We start from the raw sequence: 19,646 nt of genomic DNA on the forward strand, positions 1-19,646 counted from the left end.
GCCGGTGCCAGGCCCGCGGTGGCCGCTGCTGGGTCGAGGTGCGTGGACTCGGCGGGCCGCACGGCAAGGCCGTCGCCGCCGAAGTCGTCCGGGCCGTGAAGGGGATGACCGGCGTGCGGTCGGTGTCGCTCAACACGACGGTCTCGCGCATCGTGGTGAGCATCGACGACGACGGACCGTCACTGCCCGCGCTGCTGCGTGCCGTCGACGAGGCCGAGCGCGCCGCCGATGCGGACGCCCGCCGCAGCAGGCCGGTGAACCTCCCGGGTGACGATGCGGTGCTGGCGGCGCGCACTGCCGGTGCCGCCGTCGCCCTTGCTGGTCTCGGCCTCTCGGTGACCGGCACCGTGCTGCGGCTGCGGGGCCTGCCCGACGTCGTGTCCGCCCTGCCGACCCTCACCGATCACATGCCGCGGCTGCGCAAGCAGGTCGAGGGCCGGCTCGGCCCCGACGGCACGGACCTGTTCTTCGCCACCGTGCACGCCGCCGCAGCCGCCCTTGCCGTCTCGCCGGTGTCCGCCGCCGCGGAGTCGGCCCAGCGCACGATGCTGGCCGCCGAGGCGTGGAACGACCGGTTGGCGTGGCGCCGGCACGAACCGCGGCTGGCCCGCCACGCGGATCACGACCGCCCGCCGACGAGCCGCGTCGCACCCGGGGAAGGCCGGGCCGACCACTACGCCGACCGGGCCGCCACCGTGGGCGCCGGTGCGGGCGTGGCTCTGGGCCTGCTGTCGGGCAGCCTCGCGACAGCGGGCGAGGCAGCGGTGGTGGCCGCGCCCAAGGCCGTGCGCACCACGCGGGAGGCGTTCGCCTGCGCGCTGAGTCGCGGACTCACCGCGCGCCATGGCGGCTTGGTGCTCCATCCGCGGGCGCTGCGCAGCCTGGATCGTGTCGACACCGTGATCGTCGATCCGCGCGCGCTGCACACCGAGGAGCTCATGGTCAGCCGGGTCCGCGGCGTCACCGACTCCGGCCGCAGCCGCGCGTGGGACGCCGCGCGCCGGGCTCTTGCCGACGGAAAGCTGGACGCCGGTTGGCATTCCGTGGCGGACATACCGGACGCCGGCGACGACGGCGAGGTGCTCGTCAGCCATGTCCGTGATCCGCACGCGGCGGCGGTGGTGGCCGAGGCGCGCCGGTCCAGGCCCCGGGTGGTGTCCATCGCCGATGACGGATTGCGTTCTCTGGCACAGGGATTCGATCATCTGCACCCGGTTGGCGAGTCTATCGACGACGCACTCGCCGAAGCCGTCTCGGCGGCGAAGGCCGACGGCGCCACCGTCGCGCTGCTCAGCACCGCCGACATGACGACGCCCCACGGCGCGGACGTCACCGTCGGTGTCATCCGGGACGGTAGGCCGCCGGTCTGGAGTGCTGACCTACTTGTCGAGGACCTCACCGGGGTATGGCGGTTGCTGCACGCCCTGCCCGCCGCGCGCGACGCCAGCGACAAGGGCGTTCGGCTGTCGCTGTCGGGTTCATCGCTCGGTGCGCTGATGCTGATCCCCGGCGTGCCCGGCCGCGGCCCCGTCTCGGTCCACGCCAGCGCGATGGCCGGGTTGCTGTCCGGCTACGCCGCGGGCAACCGGGTGATGTCGGACCCGCTGCCCAACCCCGAACCCGGCCACGACTGGCATGCGCTGCCGGTCGACGAGGTGCGCGACCTGCTGCCCCAGCCCGCCGAATCCGGGTCCGGCGACACCACGGGCATTCCGGTGCCGATGCCGCTGCGTCGCGCGGCCGCCGGAACATGGCGGCTGACAAGCGATTTCGTCGGTGCCATGCGGACCAACCTGGCTGACCCGCTGACACCGATCCTGCTGACCGGTGCGATGGCCAGCGCCCTGCTCGGCTCACCCTTCGACGCCGCCCTCGTCAGCAGTGTGCTGCTGGGCAATGCGGCGCTGTCGGCCGAACAGCAGGTGCACGCCGAGCGGGTGCTGCGTCGCCTGCTCGCCGTGCAGGACCCACCGGCGCGCCGGCGCACCGCCGACGGCGCCGACGAGGAGGTGCCCGCCATCCGGCTGCGGCCCGGTGACGTCATCGAGATCCGTTCGGGCGAGGTCGTTCCCGCCGACGCCCGGGTCATCGAGGCGACCAACGTCGAGGTCGACGAGTCGTCATTGACCGGCGAGTCGCTGCCGGTGGCCAAGCAGACCGGTGCGACGCCGGGAGCACCGCTGGCCGAGCGCGCGGGCATGCTCTACGCCGGATCGACCGTCGTGGCGGGCACGGCGGTCGGCATCGTCACCGCGGTGGGCTCCGCCTCCGAGATGCAACGCGCCATGGCGATGACGCCCTCGAAGTCCCGCGAGATCGGGCTGCAGGCCCAGCTGCGCCGCATCACCGGCCGCGCACTGCCGTGGAGTCTCGGCGGCGGCGCCCTGGTGGCGGTGTTGAGCATGCTGCGCCGCACCCCGCTGCGCGAGTCGGTGTCCAGTGCGGTCGGCGTGGTGGTCGCCGCCGTGCCCGAGGGGCTGCCGCTGGTCGCGACGCTGGCGCAGCTGGCCGCGGCGCGCAGGCTCTCCGGAGAGTCGGTGCTGATCCGCAATCCGCACTCGATCGAGGCGATGGCCCGGGTGAAGGTGGTCTGCTTCGACAAGACCGGCACCCTCAGTGAGAACCGGTTGCAGGTCAAGGCCCTTCGTGCCGTCCAGGGACGCACCGAGGACGACGTGCTCGCCGGCGCGGCGGCCACGATCGTCGTCAAGAACGGGCAGCGCACCGAACACGCCACCGACGACGCCATCCTGCGAGCCGCAGACGTCGACGGCAGCGCAGTGACGGATGCGGTGCTGCCCTTCCAGTCCGGCCGTCCGTTCGCCGCGGCGCTCACCGGCGCCCGGCTGACCATCAAGGGCGCACCCGAGCGGATCCTCGCCGGGCTCGCCGGCGACGACGCCGAGATGTCGCGGCTGCTGGACGAGATGACCGCCGATGGGCTGCGGGTGCTCGCCGTCGCCGAACGCGAGCTGAGTGACGAGGAGGCCCGGGCGGCGGCCGCGGATCCGGAGTGGTTCGAGCGGATGTGCGGCAGCAATCTGCGGCCCGTGGGGGTGGTCGGTCTGGCGGACACGCTGCGTCCCGCCGCCAGCGATCTGCTGGCGCAGCTCGACGAGCGCGGCGTCGGGGTGCGCCTGCTCACCGGTGACCACCCCGTCACCGCGGCCGTCGTGGCCAACGACCTCGGACTCGACGTCGACCCGGACGACGTCGTCACCGGCGACGCCTGGGAGAACATGTCGGCCGAGGAGCGGGCCGACGCGGTGGCCCACCGCGTGGTGTTCGCCCGGATGTCGCCGGAGCACAAGATCGACGTGGTGCAGGCGCTCGAACGCATCGACCTGGTGACGGCGATGGTCGGCGACGGCGCGAACGACGCCGCGGCGATCCGGGCGGCCAGTGTGGGCGTCGGGGTGGCGGCCCGTGGCAGCGATCCGGCCCGCACCGCCGCGGACGTGATGCTGCTCGACGGGCACATCGAGGCGCTGCTCGACGCGATCGACGAGGGCAACCAGCTGTGGCGCCGTGTGCAGTCGGCGGTGTCGGTGCTGTTGGGCGGCAACGCCGGTGAGGTGTGCTTCGCACTGATCAGTTCGCTGCTGACCGGCCGATCGGTGCTCAATGCCCGGCAGATGCTGCTGGTCAACATGCTCACCGATGCGCTGCCGGCGGCGGCGCTGGCGGTCAGTCAGCAGGTCGAGAACGGGCAGGCCGACCGTGACGAGGACGCGATGTGGCGCGCCATCGCCATTCGTGGCGCGGCCACCACCGGCGGCGCCACCGCGGCGTGGATGATGGCAAGGCTCACCGGGACGCAGCGCCGCGCCGCGACGGCCGCCCTGATCGGGCTGGTGTCCACGCAGATGCTGCAGACGCTGATCGACTCGCGTGCACCGCTGGTGGTGGCCACCAACGTGGGCACGTTCGCGGTGATGATCGGTGTCATCAGCGTGCCGGGGATCAGCCACCTGTTCGGCTGCACACCGGTCGGCCCGGTGGCGTGGGGTCAGGCCTTCGCGGCGGCGCTGGCGGCCACGGCCGCGTCGGCGGTGGCCCCGGGTCTGCTCGCCCGGTTCACCGGAATCGGTTCAGTCGTCCTCGATGACGACCACGCCGGCCCGCACGAGCAGGGCGTAGAGGTCGCACAGCGGCGGGGTGAGGACGCGGACCGCGCCGCCGAGGAGCGCGTCCTGTCCGAGTCCGGCAAGTAGGTTGCCCATGACTTCGCAAGGTAGAGGCCGCGATCGCCGCTCCGGTGAGGGACACGCCACAGAGCGGACAACGGAAGGTGACGAACAGGTGACCGAGAACGGGGATTCCCATCGGGAGACCGCACGTCGCGTCGCGGGCGCGGACCGCTTCGCACTCCAGCTGCCCGTGCTCGGCCGGGTGCCCTTCCCGCGCCCCGACCAGCTGGCCTTCTACGGGGCATTGGCGGCGCTGGTGGCGGTCGAACTCGTGGAGTGGCCGGTGGCGGTGGCGATCGGTGCGGGCCACGCTCTGATCAGCGGCCGCTCCACGGAAAAATCAGCTGATCCGGCACCGCAACAGGAATAATTACGGCACGCTTTGCCGTCCCTCGTAAAATGTCTGTAGGATGACCGTGCTTCGAGTGCGAACATTCGCCGCGGTGCGGATCTCCTGGAGCAGGTCTTCGAGCGCCCGCGCCGAGCCGACCCGCACCAGCAGCACGTAGCTCTCGTCGCCGGCCACCGAATGGCAGGACTCGATGGCCGCTATGTGCTCGAGCCGGGTGGGCGCATCATCGGGCTGGGACGGATCGAGAGGGGTGATGGCGACGAACGCGGACAGTTGGTGGCCGACCGCCTCCGGGCTCAGCCGAGCCTGGTACCCGGTGACGACGCCGCGCGATTCCAGCCTGCGCACACGTGACTGCACAGCCGACACCGACAGGCCGGCGCTCGCCGCGAGGTGGGCCAGCGTGGCCCGCCCGTCGGCCACCAGCTCGCGGGCCAGGATCCGGTCGATCTCGTCGAGCGGCGCCGACCGGTGCGGATGTTCGTCGGCATCGACCATGGCCGCACTGTATCGCTCCACACCCCGGGAAGAAGGGACATCATGACCACAACGACCACCACGGCGCCGCTGCCGACGGCGGCTGAATTGCGCGCCCGGGTGGCGGACGCGTTGCGCGCCATCGGCTCCCGTGTCGAGCTCGGCGAACCCGGCGCACCCGGCCTGCCCGCGAGCACGCCGATCACCGGCGAGGTGCTCGGCACCGTCACCGAGACCACCGGCCCGGAGACCGACGCCGCCATCGCCGAGGCGGCGCAGGCGTTCACGGTGTGGCGCACGACGCCTGCCCCGGTGCGCGGCGCCCTGGTGGCGCGGCTGGGTGAACTCCTCGTCGAGCACAAGTCCGACCTCGCCGCCCTGGTGACCGTCGAGGCAGGCAAGATCGGCGCCGAGGCCCTCGGCGAGGTGCAGGAGATGATCGACATCTGCCAGTTCGCAGTGGGTTTGTCGCGGCAGCTCTACGGCCGCACCATCGCCTCCGAGCGGCCCGGCCACCGGCTCATGGAGAACTGGCACCCGCTCGGCGTCGTCGGCGTCGTCACGGCGTTCAACTTCCCGGTGGCCGTGTGGGCGTGGAACACCGCCGTGGCACTGGTGTGCGGCGACACCGTGGTGTGGAAGCCCTCAGAGCTCACCCCGTTGACGGCGCTGGCCTGTCAGGCACTGATCGAGCGGGCGGCGGCCGACGTCGGCGCGCCACCTGCGGTCAGCCGGCTGGTGCTGGGCGGGCGTGAGGTCGGCGAGCGGCTCATCGACGATCCGCGCGTCGCCCTGGTCTCGGCGACCGGTTCGGTGCGGATGGGCCGCGAGGTCGGACCGCGGGTTGCCCAGCGGTTCGGCAAGGTGCTGTTGGAGCTCGGCGGCAACAATGCCGCGATCGTGACACCCTCGGCGGACCTGGATCTCGCCGTCCGCGCGATCGTGTTCTCCGCGGCGGGCACGGCGGGGCAGCGCTGCACGACGATGCGCAGACTGATCGTGCACCGGTCGGTGGCCGACGAGCTCGTCGACCGCATCGTCGCCGCGTATCGCCAGTTGCCGGTGGGCGATCCGAGCGTCGACGGCACTCTGGTCGGGCCGCTGATCCACGAAACCGCGTACCGGGACATGGTCGGAGCCCTCGAGCAGGCCCGCGCCGACGGCGGCGAGGTCTTCGGTGGCGAGCGGTGCATGTTCGACGGAGACGCGGGCGACACCTCGTTCTACGTGACGCCCGCCGTCGTGCGGATGCCCGCGCAGACCGACCTGGTGCACACCGAGACCTTCGCGCCGATCCTCTACGTGCTCACCTACGACGAGCTCGACGAGGCCATCGCGCTCAACAACGCGGTGCCGCAGGGTCTTTCGTCGGCGATCTTCACCCTCGACGTGCGGGAGGCCGAGCGGTTCCTGGCCGCCGACGGCTCGGACTGCGGCATCGCCAACGTCAACATCGGCACCTCGGGCGCCGAGATCGGCGGGGCGTTCGGCGGCGAGAAGCAGACGGGCGGCGGCCGCGAATCCGGATCGGACTCGTGGAAGGCCTACATGCGCCGGGCGACCAACACCGTCAACTACTCGTCGGAGCTACCGCTGGCGCAGGGCGTGCACTTCGGCTAGCCACCGGGTGGTTTCGGCGCGCTCCCGTTCGCTGAGTGAACGTAGACGCGCCGAAATCGCGGTGTCGGACTAACTGGACTTCTTGGCGGCGGACTTCTTGGCCGCCGACGTCTTGGCAGGGGTCTTCCTGGCGGCCTTCTTCGCAGGAGTCTTCTTCGCGGGAGTCTTCTTGGCGGGCGCCTTCTTCGCGGGTGCCTTCTTGGCGGCGGGCGCCGGCCTCGCCGGTGCGGCAGTTTGCCTCACCGGAGCGGGGTCCCGCACCGGCGTGAGCACGCGAACCGTGGGAGCCGGCGACGGTGGCGGCGCACTCCCCCGCCCGCCCAGCCGGCGCGCGACCAGCGCGACACCGCCGACGGTCACCAGCACCGGCCACTCGACCAGCCCCGCGGCGCCGACCGCACCGAACGTCAGCAACGCCGCAGGCGTGGAGTGTGATCCGTCTCTGAGCCCGTTGCGGATTCCGGCGGCGGTGCCGGTGACGCCACCGACGATGCCGTTGATCGCGGCTCCGCTCACCGCGCCGGCCGCCGCCGTGGCGGCGCTCGCGGTGCCGGCGACGAATCGCGCCGTACTGCGGACGATGTTCATGGTCATCACCTGCCTCATCGATAAACACGGGGAGTACCCGCATCGCGAGACCGGTAACCGGCGAGACTGGTGGCATGCAGATCGAAGGCAGCGTCGTCATCGTCACCGGGGCGGGGTCCGGCATCGGCCGGGCACTGGCCGCCGAATTCGCGGCGCACGGCGCCGCCGTCGTGGCCGGTGACATCGACGCGGCGGGCGTGCAGGCCACCGCAGCCGAGGTGGGTGGGCGGGTCGTCGCGATGCGCGCGGACGCCGCGGACGCCGACGACATCGCCGCGTTGATCGACAAGGCCCGCACCGAGTTCGGTCCGGTGGACTGCTATGTCGCCAACGCCGGCATCATCGGCGCACCCGGCCTCGGCGACGAGCGCGACTGGGACCGGATCCTCGACATCAACCTGCGCGCCCACATCCGCGCCGCCACCGCGCTGGTGCCCGAGTGGTTACAGCGCGGCAGCGGGCACTTCGTGGCGGTGGCATCAGCGGCAGGGCTGCTCACCCAGATCGGCGCGGCCGGGTACGCGGTGAGCAAGCACGCCGCCGTGGGGTTCGCCGAGTGGCTCGCCATCACCTACGGCGACGACGGCGTCGGGGTCACCTGCGTCTGCCCGATGGGCGTGGACACGGCGCTGCTGCAGACGATCCGAGCATCCGCCGACACCGCGGTACGCCTGAGCGCGGACTCCGTCGTCAACGCGGGCACCGTCGTCGAACCGGCCGACGTCGCGAGGCAGACCGTCGCGGCGGTGCGCGACGGCGCGTTCCGGGTGCTGCCGCATCCGGAGGTCGCGGGGATGGTGGCGCAGAAGGCGGCCGACCACGACCGCTGGATCACCGGGATGCGGCGCTACCAACGTTCGCTGCGCACGGACTAGCGGCGCTGCAGTTCCAGCCGGAAGTCGCGCGGCATCATCGTCAGCCGCTCGGCGACCTGCAATTCGTAGCCGGGTTCGGGCATGAGGTCGTAGCGCCGGATCAGCGCGGCCAGCATCAGTACGCCCTCGTGCAGCGCGAACTGCCGTCCGATGCAAGACCGTTCGCCGGTGCCGAACGGCTTGTACAACCCGCCGGGGCGGGCCCGGACCCGCTCGGGCGCGAACCGGTCCGGGTCGAACGCGTCCGGGTCGGGGCCCCACCGGGGGTCGCGGTGCAGGGTGGCGGTCAGCGCGAGCGCCCAGTCACCTGCCCTCATCGGATGCACACCGCCGAGCACGGTGTCGGCGCGGGCGGCGCGGTAGTAACCGGGCACCGTCGGCTGCAGCCGCAGCGATTCGTCGAGCACGCGGCGCACGTAGCGCAGCTTGGCGATCCGGTCGAAGTCCGGGCGTTCGTCCTCGCCCCACACCTCGGACACCTCGGCGCGCGCCCTGGCCGCCACGTCCGGGTGCTGCGCCAAGTAGTACAGCGCGAATGACATTGCGCCCGAGGTGGTTTCGTGACCCGCGATGAGGAAGTTGAGCAGCTGATAGCGGATGTTGGCGGCGTCGAGATCGGAGCCGAGCATCGTGTCGAGCAGGTCGTCGTGGCGGCCCAGGCCGACGGCGCGGCGTTCGGCCACGATCTCGTCGGCCAGGCCGTGCAGATAGGCCGCGTGGCGGCGCACCCGGCGCTCGGCGAGGCGGGTGACGGCGTCGGGCAGGAAGGTCTCCCGCAGCACGCCCACGTAGTCCGAACCCTTGAGCGCCGCGACCATGTGGTCGACGAATGGGTGGGTCTGCTCGGTGGCGAAGCAGCCGAAGGAGTATCCGGCCGCGCAGCGGCCGATGGTCTCCAGGGTGGCACGCGTGGTGTCCGCCGAGACGTCGACCGTGCTGCCCTCACTCGCCCGGTCGTCCCAGCGGGCGGTGAGTTCGGCGGTGACGTCGAGCATGACCGAGTGGTAGCGCCGCATGGCGGCCTGGCTGAAGGCCGGCATCAGCAGGTCGTGGGCACGACGCCAGTTCGGCTCGTCGTTGTACGCGGTGAACAGCCCGTCGCCGCCGATCACCCGCAGCGCCTCGATGTCGGGCCCGATGTGCTTGCAGAATCGCGACTCGTCGTTGAGGTCGGTGACCACGTCGGCGGCGGCGGCGATCACCCAGCGTGCGCCGAGGAACGTGAACTCGAAGATCGGCCCCAGCCGCGCCATGTCGACCGCCGACTGACTCGGGGTGTCGGCGTGGAAGCCGAACACGTCACCCAGCAGAGGGACGCGCCACGGCGGGTGCGGCAGGGCCGGATGGTCGCGCCGGTGAGTTCGCATAGTTCGGTGTCCAACCGCCGATCGTCGACGTGCAAGCGACGCCTAGCGTCTCACGTGACGGTCACACCGATCTGCGCTACGTCCCGTCCTGAGTCAGCTGGGCCACATCGAGGCTGAACCGGAACTCGACGTCGTTGCGGGCCAGCCGATCGAAGGCGTCACCGATCGCCGATGTCGGCAGCACCTCGACGTCAGCGGTGATGCCGTGCTCGGCGGCGAATTGCAGCATGCGCCGGGTGGCAGGCCGGCCGCCGCCCCCAGCGACCGTGAGGTTGCGGCCGAGCATGGTCAGCGGGTTTACCGACGTCGACTCCAACGCCCCCACGAGACACAGTGTGCCGCCGTACTTCAGGGCGAGCGAGTAGCCGGACAGGTCGTGGGCGACGGCCACCGTGTCGATGATGAAGTCGTAGCGATTCCGCGCCTCGGCCATCTGCTCGCTGTCCGTGGACACCACCACCCGGCGGACGCCGAGACGTCGCGCGGCGTCCGCTTTGGCCGGTGATGTGGTGAACAGGTCGACCTCAGCGCCGAGCGCCGAGGCGAACTTCACGGCGAGATGGCCCAGGCCACCGAGGCCGACCACTCCCACCGACATCCCGGGTCCGACCTCCCACTGCTCCATCGGTTCCCACACCGTGATGCCGGCGCACATCAGCGGTGCCACGCCTGCCGGGTCCAATCCGTCGGGAAGGTGGTAGGCGAAGCCCTCGGTGACGACGTATTCCGTCGAATAGGCGCCATGGGTGGGACGTCCGTCGCGCCGGTCGATCCCGCCGTAGGTCAGGGTCGGGAACTCGTCGCAGAACTGCTCGTGACCGCCGGTGCACATCCCGCACACTCCGCAGGAATCCACGATGTTGCCGACTGCCACGGCGTCACCGACGGTGAACCCACTCACCGCGTCGCCGATCGCGGTGACCTCGCCGACGAACTCGTGACCGGGGACGAGCGGGAATGTGTCGCCGTAGGCCGGTTCTCCGTGCCACGCATGGAGGTCGGTGTGGCAGATCCCGCAGTAGGTGATGCGGACCGCGAGATCGTCGGGTCGCAGATCGCGGCGTTCGAAGTCCCACTCGGCCAACGGCCGGCCGGCTGCGTGGGCGGCCAACCCTCGGACTCGTCTCGCCATCGTCACTCTCCCTGTAATAAACCAACTAGTCTGTTTGAACTATGCCACGGGTGCTGCGTCAAACCAACCAGTCGGTCTACTCTCGGCCCATGCAGACGGCGCCTACCGCTCGTGGCGAGGCCACCCGACGACGCCTGATGGACGCGGCGGCGGCCGAATTCGCCGAACGCGGCATCGCGGGCGCCCGGGTGGACCGGATCGTGGCCGCAGCCCGGTCGAACAAGGCGCAGCTGTACCAGTACTTCGGCAGCAAGGACCGCCTCTTCGACGCGGTCTTCGAACACCACGTCGCCTGGCTGGTCGACGAAGTGCCGCTCGACGCAAGCGATCTGGCCGCTTACGCCGTCGCGCTCTACGACATCTGCCTCAGGCGTCCCGCGCTGGTCCGGCTCGCCGCGTGGATGCGGTTGGAGCGGGTACCCACCGGCGACCTGCTGCCCGGCGGGCGGGACGCCGAGAAGCACGCGCTCATCCGCTCAGCGCAGGAAGCCGGCGACATCGATCCGTCGCTCGACCCGGTCGACGTGCTGTCCATGCTGACCGCGATCGCGTTGAGCTGGTCGCCGGCGTCGCTTCAGGTCACCGCGTCGGCACGGGAGCCCCGCGCCGCGCACGAGCGCCGCCGCGCCGCGCTCGCCGCAGCGGTACGCCATGCCTTCCACGACCACACCACGGACCGGTCGCGTATCCGGCGTCGGTGAAGCGCCCCGTCTGGCAATATCAGCAATCAGTTGCATCGATCAGCCACCGAGGGCAGGAGCGACGTGCGCAGGTACGTGGTCCGTTGCGCGAGCCCCTCGTGAGGCCCGCCGAAACCGCATCACCACCGTCGCGCCGCGAGCTGGACGCTGCGGCCGCCGGCGACGGCCTCGAGGCGGTCTTCCAGCCCATCGTCTCGCTGCCCGGCGGGGAACGGGTCGGGTTCGAGGCCCTGGCACGGTGGGATCACCTCGGCGGCGGGGACGCCGGCGACGTCTTCGCCCATGCCGCGCGAATCGGCCGGGCGGGTGCGCTGGAGCGAATGTGCATCGAGACGGCTGTCATCGGCGCGCTGGATGCCGGCCTGCCGCCGGGCAGCGCGGTGTTCATCAACTGCGAGGCGACGACGCCGTACCTCAGCCGTGCCGACAGCCCGATACTGACGCACGGCGCCGAACGCTTTCAGATCGTCTTCGAAGTGACCGAACGCAGCCTGCTCGCCCACCCGCCCGACCTCCTGCGGAAGGTGGTGGCGATGCGGATGGACGGGTTCGCCTTCGCGCTCGACGATGTCGGCGCGGATCTGAACTCACTGGCACTGCTCGACGTGCTGGCGCCTGATGTGATCAAGCTCGACCTCGCGCTCGTGCAGTCACAACCCCACTATCGGCAGGCAAGGACGTGGGCTGCAGTGCTGGCACACCACGAGCACGCAGGCGCGCTCGTGCTGGCCGAGGGGATCGAGACGGCCGAGCATCTCCATCGCGCGCTGGCGCTGGGCGCGACGTTGGGACAGGGCTTCCGGTTCGGGCGTCCCGGCCCGTTGAGCTCCGGGGCGAGCCCCGGTGTGCTGCCGCCGGCGATCAGGACACAATCGCCATGCGTCGATCCGGGATCTCCGTTCGCGGCGGTGGGAGGCAATCCGGTTCTCCGCCGGCAACGCAGGGACACGGTCCTCGCTCTGTCGTTATCGCTCGAACAACAGGCGCTGGAGGCCCCCGATCCCCCGATGGTGCTCGCCGCCCTGCAAGACGCACGATTCTTCACCGGAGACACCCGGACCCGCTATCGACGTCTCGCGACACACAGCCCGTTGGTCGCCGTCTTCGGCCGCGACGTCGCCGACGACCTCGGCGGCGGCATCAGAGGCGTGCCACTCGCGGACGGCGATTCTCTCGAGAGCCAGTGGATCGTCCTCGCGTTGGGGGCGAACATCTCTGCCGCTCTGGTGTCCCGTGAAGTCACCGATCCCGGGCCCGCGAGCACCTGCACCGACCGGCGTTTCGATGTGGCGCTCACCAATGACCGCGCCCTGGTCACCAAGGTCGCGCGTCAGCTCCTCACCCGCATGCTGACCCCTCCGGAGCCGTGAGACTCGAGGTGTTGTTCGGATGACGCGGGCTCAACAGGAGTGGACCATCACGAGCCATCAGGCGCTAACATCCCCGAAAATTAGTTGCTGTGCCACGGGCGCGGTCTCGTCGACCGGGCGGCACTGCACAGGTCGTTGGTGAGTGCCGCGTTGGGGGTTCGGGTTGCTGGCGTATGAGAGAGGTGTCGTGTTCGGCCGCCTCGTCCGCGAGTGGTGGAGTTCGCCGATCGACTACCCCGCGCAGGTTCAGTACTTCAGACGGGCGATGTCGGGAGCGGTCCAGATCCTGATCGGAGTCGGCACGGGACTGGACGCGGTCATCTCGGCCGTCATCCTGTTGCCGTCTGCGAGCACCGTCGCGTCGCAGGTCGCCGTGGCCGTGTTCGTCGCGCTGCAAGCCTTCTGGGCATGGGTCTGGGTGTGCCGGGAGTGGCCGTCGCGGCGAATGTCCCTCGCATTCGTCATATCCGCCGACATCGCCATCACCGCGATGGTGCTGCTCGATACCAACTGGGTGCTGGCATCGTTCGGGTTCAGCTTCTTCACCATGCTGTCGGTGTACCTGATCTTCTTCGACGGCCCGAAAGCGCTTGCCAGTCATGTGGTGTGGATCCTCGCGACCGTGGCCGCCTTCGCCGTGCACCTCGCCGCCGAAGCGCAACTCGACGTCACCGGATTCACCGTGAAGACGGTTGTCTCGGTGGCACTGGTGGTCGGCACACCGCTGGGCATCCAAGCCGCGATCTGGGCGCTGCGCAACGACGCCAACGAATCCGTCACCGATCCGCTGACCGGCCTCCTCAACCGGCGCGGCCTGCACGCGCAGGTCGAAGACCTCGTGCGCGACGCCGCCACGACGAACAGCGAGGTGACCGTGATGGTCGTCGACCTGGATCGCTTCAAAGCGATCAACGACAGATTCGGTCACACGGTGGGCGATGCGGTCCTGATCCGTTGCGCGCGCCGGATCAAGTCCGCGGTTCGCGGCAGCGCACTGGTGGCGCGCCTCGGCGGCGAGGAGTTCGTCATCGTCGACCTGGCGGAGCCGCACAGCCGCGCCGCGCAGGACTTCGACCGCGTCCGTGACGCGATCGCCGCACCGACGGAGTACGCGATCACCGCAAGCGTCGGCATCGCCAGCACCGCGGTCACCGGCTCCGCCGCACGCCGGGTCGATGCGGTGGCGCTGCTCGACACCATGATCGAGCGTGCCGACCGTGCGATGTTCGACGCTAAACGCAACGGCGGAAACGCCACCGTGCAGCTACACCGGTGAGTGAACCGGAGTGAACGCGCCCGCGACGGGGTAGTCGGGCGGGATGACTTCGCCAGGACTGATCGTCATCGGCAGCGGGCCGGCCGGTGTGAGCGCCGCGGAGGCCTTCCGGCAACGGGATTCACGCTCGCCCGTCACCATCATCACCGAGGACGCCGCGCTGCCCTATCAGCGGCCGCCCCTGAGCAAGGAGTTCCTGCGCGGGGAGGCCGAAGCCGGCGACGCGGAGCTGCATCCCGCCGACTGGTTCTCCGAGAACGACGTGCAGATCGTGCGGAGTTCCCGGGTGGACGCCATCGATGTGGCAGAACGCACCGTGCGGGTGGACGGGACGACCTACCCGTACCGCTCGCTGGTGCTGGCCAGCGGCGCCGGCCCGGTCGCGCCGTCGTTTCCGGGCGGCGATACCACGCTGCTGCTGCGCTCGATGGCCGACGCACAGCGCCTGCGCGAGACCGCGGAGCGCTCGACGTCGGCGGTGGTGATCGGCGCCGGCTTCATCGGCTGTGAGGCGGCCGCCTCACTGGCCATGCGCGGCGTCTCGGCGACCCTCGTCGCGCCCAGCGCCGCGCCGCAGGCCAAACGTCTCGGGGAACGGGCGGGCGCCCGGATCGTCGACATGCTGACCGCAGCGGGCGCCCGCTACACCGGCAGCGTCAAGGTCGAGGCCGTCGAGAACGGCGCCGTCCGCCTCGATGACGGCACCTCCATCTCCGCCGACCTGATCCTGGCGGCCACCGGCGTCCACCCGCGGTCGACGCTCGCCGAATCCGCCGGACTCGCCGTCGACGACGGGCGGGTCCGGGTCGACGGCGGCATGCGGACATCGGCCGACGGCGTGTTCGCGGCAGGCGACGTGGCCTGGGCACACAATGCCGCGGCAGGCCGCCGCATCGCGGTCGAGCACTGGCAGGACGCGGTGGATCAGGGCGCCGTCGCGGGCGCCAACGCCGCCGGCGCCGCCGATCAGTGGTCCTCGGTGCCGGGATTCTGGACGACGATCGGCGAGGCGACGCTGAAGTACCACGCGTGGGGCGACGGCCACGACGAGGCACATTTCGTCGAGCGCGAGGACGGCTTCACGGTCTGGTACGAGCGCGGGGGCGCGGTCGTCGGCGTGCTGACCCACAACGCCGACGACGACTACGACCGCGGCGAGGAACTGGTCGAGAAGGGCCGGCCGCTGCCCGCCGACGTGCGCGCCTGACCTCGTCGGGACGACATGTCGGTGGGTGGGGGCACCATGGTGGGGTGGCTGTCCAGACCGATCCGCTCGCCCGCTTCAGTGCGCTGACGCGGGAGTGGTTCACGGGCACCTTCCCGGCGCCCACCGACGCGCAGACCCAGGCCTGGGAGGCCATCGCCGACGGGCACAACACGCTGGTCATCGCACCCACCGGCTCCGGCAAGACGCTTGCGGCGTTCCTGTGGGCCATCGACCGGCTCGCCGAGGCCGAACCCCGCCCGGCGACGGCGGGCACCCGGGTGCTCTACGTCTCGCCGCTCAAGGCGCTGGCCGTCGACGTCGAACGCAACCTGCGCACCCCGCTGACCGGCATCGCCCGCATCGCCGAGCGGCACGGCATGCCCGCGCCCGACATCAGCGTCGGCGTGCGCTCCGGTGACACCACACCCGCGCAGCGCCGGGAACTGATCACCCGCCCGCCCGACATCCTCATCACCACTCCCGAGTCGCTGTTCCTGATGCTCACCTCCGCCGCCCGCGACACGCTGGCCGAGGTGCAGACGGTGATCGTCGACGAGGTGCACGCCGTGGCGGCCACCAAGCGCGGCGCCCACCTCGCGGTGTCCCTGGAGCGGCTGGACCAGTTGTTGGACCGTCCCGCGCAGCGGATCGGGCTGTCGGCGACCGTGCGGCCGCCCGAGGAGGTCGCCCGGTTCCTGTCCGGACAGGCGCCGGCCACCGTCGTCGCGCCGCCCGCGACCAAGACGTTCGACCTTGCGGTGCAGGTCCCGGTGCCGGACATGGCCGACCTCGAGAACAACACGATCTGGCCCGACGTCGAGGAGCAGATCGTCGACCTGATCGAGGCGCACCGCTCGTCGATCGTGTTCGCCAACTCGCGCCGCCTCGCCGAACGGCTGACGTCGCGGCTCAACGAGATCCACGCCGAGCGTGCCGGCGTCGACCTCGGCAACGAGCCCAACGGGAAGGTCGGTGGCGGCGCACCCGCGCAGGTGATGGCCAGCGGGGTGTCGATGGGCGCGGACCTGCTGCTCGCCAAGGCCCACCACGGGTCGGTGAGCAAGGAACAGCGCGCGATCGTCGAGGACGACCTCAAGAGCGGGCGGCTCAAGGCCGTCGTCGCGACGTCGAGCCTCGAACTGGGCATCGACATGGGCTCGGTCGACCTGGTGATCCAGGTGGAGTCGCCGCCGTCGGTGGCCAGCGGGCTGCAGCGCATCGGGCGCGCCGGCCACCAGGTCGGTGAGATCTCGCAGGGGGTGCTGTTCCCCAAGCACCGCACCGACCTCATCGGCTGCGCGGTGACCGTGCAGCGGATGCTGGCCGGCGCGATCGAGACCATGCGGGTGCCGGCGAACCCGCTCGACGTGCTGGCCCAGCAGACGGTGGCGGCCGCCGCGCTCGAGCCGCTCGACGCCGACCGCTGGTTCGAGGCCGTCCGGCGCAGCGCACCGTTCGCGACGCTGCCGCGCAGCGCGTTCGAGGCCACGCTCGACCTGTTGTCGGGCAAGTACCCGTCCGCCGAGTTCGCCGAGCTGCGGCCGCGGCTGGTCTACGACCGCGACACCGGCACGCTGACCGCACGGCCCGGCGCGCAACGGCTGGCCGTCACCTCCGGCGGCGCCATCCCCGACCGCGGTCTGTTCACCGTCTACCTCGCCACCGACTCCGAAAAGCCCTCGCGCGTCGGCGAACTCGACGAGGAGATGGTCTACGAGTCGCGCCCCGGCGACGTCATCTCGCTCGGGGCCACCAGCTGGCGGATCACCGAGATCACCCATGACCGGGTGCTGGTCGTCCCGGCGCCAGGACAGCCCGCGCGGCTGCCGTTCTGGCGCGGTGACGGCGTGGGCCGGCCGGCCGAGCTCGGCGCCGCCGTCGGCGCGTTCACCGGCGAACTGGCCGGGCTGCCCGCCGACGAGTACGTAAAGCGGTGCCAGGCGATGGGTTTCAACGACTACGCCACCGACAACCTGCGGCGGTTGCTCGACGACCAGCGCGAGGCCACCGGTGTGGTGCCCACCGACACCACGTTCGTGGTGGAGCGGTTCCGCGATGAGCTCGGTGACTGGCGGGTGATCCTGCACTCCCCCTACGGGCTGCGCGTGCACGGCCCGCTGGCGCTGGCGGTCGGGCGACGGCTGCGCGAGCGCTACGGCATCGACGAGAAACCCACCGCCTCCGACGACGGCATCATCGTGCGGCTGCCGGACACCGATGTCACCTCTGGGGAGGCGATCTCGTTCGCCGACCTGTTCGTCTTCGACGCCGACGAGATCGAGCCGATCGTCACCGCCGAGGTGGGCGGCTCGGCGCTGTTCGCCTCGCGCTTCCGCGAATGCGCGGCCCGCGCTCTGCTGCTCCCGCGCCGCCACCCGGGAAAGCGGTCGCCGCTGTGGCATCAGCGCCAGCGCGCGGCGCAGCTGCTCGACGTCGCCCGCAAGTACCCCGACTTCCCGATCGTGCTCGAGGCGGTGCGCGAGGTCCTGCAGGACGTGTACGACGTGCCCGCCCTGACCGAGCTGATGCACCGGGTGGCTCAGCGCCGGCTGCGGATCGTCGAGGTCGAGACGGCCACGCCGTCGCCGTTCGCGGCGTCGCTGTTGTTCGGTTACGTCGGCGCGTTCATGTACGAGGGCGACAGCCCGCTGGCCGAGCGGCGCGCCGCCGCACTGTCATTGGACAGTGTTCTGCTGGCCGAACTGCTCGGCCGGGTCGAACTGCGCGAGCTGCTCGACGCCGATGTCATCGCCGCCACCATCCGCCAGCTGCAGCACCTCGCCGAGGACCGGCGCGCCCGCGACGCCGAAGGGGTGGCCGACCTGCTGCGGCTGCTCGGACCACTGACCGAGGCCGAGGTCGCCGAGCGCGCGACCACCGACGACGTCGCCGGCTGGCTCGACGGCCTGCTGGCCGCCAAGCGCGCTCTGCGGGTGAATTTCGCCGACCGCACGTGGTGGGTCACCGTCGAGGACATCGGCCTGCTGCGCGACGGGATCGGCGTGGCGGTGCCCGTCGGAGTGCCCGCGACGTTCCTGGCCAATGTGACCGACCCGCTCGGCGAGCTGCTCGGCCGCTACGCCCGCACCAACGGGCCGTTCACCACCGGTGAGGCCGCCGCGCGATTCGGCCTCGGGGTCCGGGTCGCCGCCGACGTGCTGGGCCGGATGGCGGTCGACGGGAAGCTGGTGCGCGGAGAGTTCACCGACGTGGCGTCACCCGGCGCGGCCGGCGGCGAACAGTGGTGTGACGCCGACGTTCTGAAGATCCTGCGGCGCCGCTCGCTGGCCGCGCTGCGCGCGCAGGTCGAACCGGTCAGCACCGCCGCCTACGCCCGCTTCCTGCCGGCCTGGCAACAGGTCGGGTCGACGCACAGCTCTGGGATCGACGGCCTGGCGACCGTGATCGACCAGCTCGCCGGGGCGCCGATACCGGCGTCGGCCATCGAGCCGCTGGTGTTCGCCCAGCGGGTGCGTGACTACCAGCCGGCCATGCTCGACGAGCTGCTCGCCTCAGGCGAGGTGACCTGGTCGGGGGTGGGCCCGATCGGCAGCGGCGACGGCTGGATCGCGTTCCACCCGGCCGACTCGGCGCCGCTCACGCTCACCGCGCCGATGGAGATCGAGTTCACCGACACCCACCGGGCGATCATGGAGACCCTTGGCGGGGGCGGCGCGTATTTCTTCCGCCAGCTCACCGGCGATGACGGCGACTCGGTGAAACAGGCGCTGTGGGAACTGATCTGGTCCGGCTGGGTCACCGGTGACACATTCGCGCCGGTGCGCGCGAAGCTGACCGGCCCCAGGCGGTCGGGCGGTCGGCGGGCGGGCGCCCCGGCACACCGGCAGCGGCAGCGGGCGCCACGGTTGAGTCGCTACAGCGTCGCGCATGCGCAGGTCCGCACGTCGGACCCGACGGTGGCCGGACGGTGGTCGGCGCTGCCTGCCGCCGAACCGGACTCCACGATGCGCGCGCATCTGCTCGCCGACGTGCTGCTGAGCCGGCACGGGGTGCTGACCAAGGGCGCGGCCGCCGCGGAGGGTGTGCCCGGCGGATTCGCGATGCTCTACAAGGTGCTGACCGCGTTCGAGGACGCCGGCCGTTGCCAGCGCGGCTATTTCGTGGAGTCGCTCGGTGGCGCGCAGTTCGCGGTGGCGTCCACCGTCGACCGGCTTCGGACCTATCTCGACGGCGTGGACAAGGAGCGGCCCGAGTACCACGCGGTGGTGCTCGCCGCGGCCGATCCGGCCAACCCGTACGGCGCGGCGCTGCCGTGGCCCACCCGCAGGTCGGCCGACGGGGACGGACGGGAAGACGCCGCGCACCGGCCGGGCCGCAAGGCCGGCGCGCTCGTCGCCCTGGTGGACGGGCAGCTGACGTGGTTCCTCGAGCGCGGCGGCCGGTCGCTGCTCAGCTTCACCCAGGACGCCGAGGCCCACCACGCGGCGGGCGCCGCGCTGGCCGAACTGGTCGCCGCGGGCCGGGTGCCGT

Annotated in this window: 13 protein-coding genes; 9 read left to right on the forward strand and 4 right to left on the reverse strand. The window is 71.4% G+C overall.

What is annotated here, in order from left to right:
• On the forward strand, window positions 1–4,214 hold a 4,214-nt coding region (locus Q2100_RS15060; protein WP_302914728.1), incomplete at its 5' end, for a cation-translocating P-type ATPase.
• A gap of 88 nt (window positions 4,215–4,302) precedes the next feature.
• Window positions 4,303–4,560: a hypothetical protein gene (locus Q2100_RS15065; RefSeq protein ID WP_302914729.1), complete on the forward strand. Its 258-nt coding sequence runs from the start codon at window positions 4,303–4,305 to the stop codon at window positions 4,558–4,560.
• Here Q2100_RS15065 and Q2100_RS15070 read toward each other — a convergent pair whose 3' ends face one another.
• Complete coding sequence (locus Q2100_RS15070; RefSeq protein WP_302914730.1) at window positions 4,561–5,040, reverse strand: Lrp/AsnC family transcriptional regulator; 480 nt, start codon at window positions 5,038–5,040, stop codon at window positions 4,561–4,563.
• 42 nt (window positions 5,041–5,082) lie between these two features.
• Between Q2100_RS15070 and amaB the strand changes: the two genes are divergently transcribed.
• Window positions 5,083–6,639: an L-piperidine-6-carboxylate dehydrogenase gene (gene amaB, locus Q2100_RS15075; RefSeq protein ID WP_302914731.1), complete on the forward strand. Its 1,557-nt coding sequence runs from the start codon at window positions 5,083–5,085 to the stop codon at window positions 6,637–6,639.
• A gap of 69 nt (window positions 6,640–6,708) precedes the next feature.
• Here amaB and Q2100_RS15080 read toward each other — a convergent pair whose 3' ends face one another.
• The gene (locus tag Q2100_RS15080; RefSeq protein ID WP_302914740.1) at window positions 6,709–7,227 is read right to left on the reverse strand and encodes a hypothetical protein; all 519 of its coding nucleotides are present in this window, start codon (window positions 7,225–7,227) and stop codon (window positions 6,709–6,711) included.
• 74 nt (window positions 7,228–7,301) lie between these two features.
• On the opposite strand from Q2100_RS15080, the gene Q2100_RS15085 reads away from it, so the two are divergent.
• Window positions 7,302–8,102 (forward strand): SDR family oxidoreductase, encoded by an 801-nt coding sequence (locus tag Q2100_RS15085; protein ID WP_302914732.1) that lies wholly within the window; start codon window positions 7,302–7,304, stop codon window positions 8,100–8,102.
• On the opposite strand, the gene Q2100_RS15090 is transcribed toward Q2100_RS15085, so the two are convergent.
• The gene (locus tag Q2100_RS15090) at window positions 8,099–9,469 is read right to left on the reverse strand and encodes a cytochrome P450 (protein WP_302914733.1); all 1,371 of its coding nucleotides are present in this window, start codon (window positions 9,467–9,469) and stop codon (window positions 8,099–8,101) included. The two genes, Q2100_RS15085 and Q2100_RS15090, sit on opposite strands and share 4 nt — an antisense overlap.
• 76 nt (window positions 9,470–9,545) lie before the next feature.
• Window positions 9,546–10,601, reverse strand: coding sequence for an NAD(P)-dependent alcohol dehydrogenase (locus tag Q2100_RS15095; protein ID WP_302914734.1), 1,056 nt, complete (start codon window positions 10,599–10,601; stop codon window positions 9,546–9,548).
• A gap of 89 nt (window positions 10,602–10,690) precedes the next feature.
• On the opposite strand from Q2100_RS15095, the gene Q2100_RS15100 reads away from it, so the two are divergent.
• From Q2100_RS15100 to Q2100_RS15120, 5 genes are all read left to right on the forward strand, one after another.
• The gene (locus tag Q2100_RS15100; RefSeq protein WP_302914735.1) at window positions 10,691–11,302 is read left to right on the forward strand and encodes a TetR family transcriptional regulator; all 612 of its coding nucleotides are present in this window, start codon (window positions 10,691–10,693) and stop codon (window positions 11,300–11,302) included.
• A 98-nt stretch (window positions 11,303–11,400) separates the two neighbouring features.
• Window positions 11,401–12,672 carry a sensor domain-containing phosphodiesterase gene (locus Q2100_RS15105; protein WP_302914736.1) on the forward strand — a complete coding sequence of 424 codons (1,272 nt, stop codon included), beginning with the start codon at window positions 11,401–11,403 and terminating at the stop codon, window positions 12,670–12,672.
• A gap of 187 nt (window positions 12,673–12,859) precedes the next feature.
• Entirely contained in the window at window positions 12,860–13,948 is a 1,089-nt protein-coding gene (locus Q2100_RS15110) for a GGDEF domain-containing protein (RefSeq protein WP_302914737.1), read from the forward strand.
• A 43-nt stretch (window positions 13,949–13,991) separates the two neighbouring features.
• Window positions 13,992–15,155, forward strand: coding sequence for an NAD(P)/FAD-dependent oxidoreductase (locus tag Q2100_RS15115; RefSeq protein ID WP_302914738.1), 1,164 nt, complete (start codon window positions 13,992–13,994; stop codon window positions 15,153–15,155).
• Between the two features lie 44 nt (window positions 15,156–15,199).
• A partial coding sequence (locus Q2100_RS15120) for an ATP-dependent helicase (protein ID WP_302914739.1) occupies window positions 15,200–19,646 on the forward strand: 4,447 nt, incomplete at its 3' end.

Source organism: Mycolicibacterium arseniciresistens, from assembly GCF_030519285.1.
In the GTDB taxonomy this organism is placed as follows: Bacteria; Actinomycetota; Actinomycetes; order Mycobacteriales; family Mycobacteriaceae; genus Mycobacterium; species Mycobacterium arseniciresistens.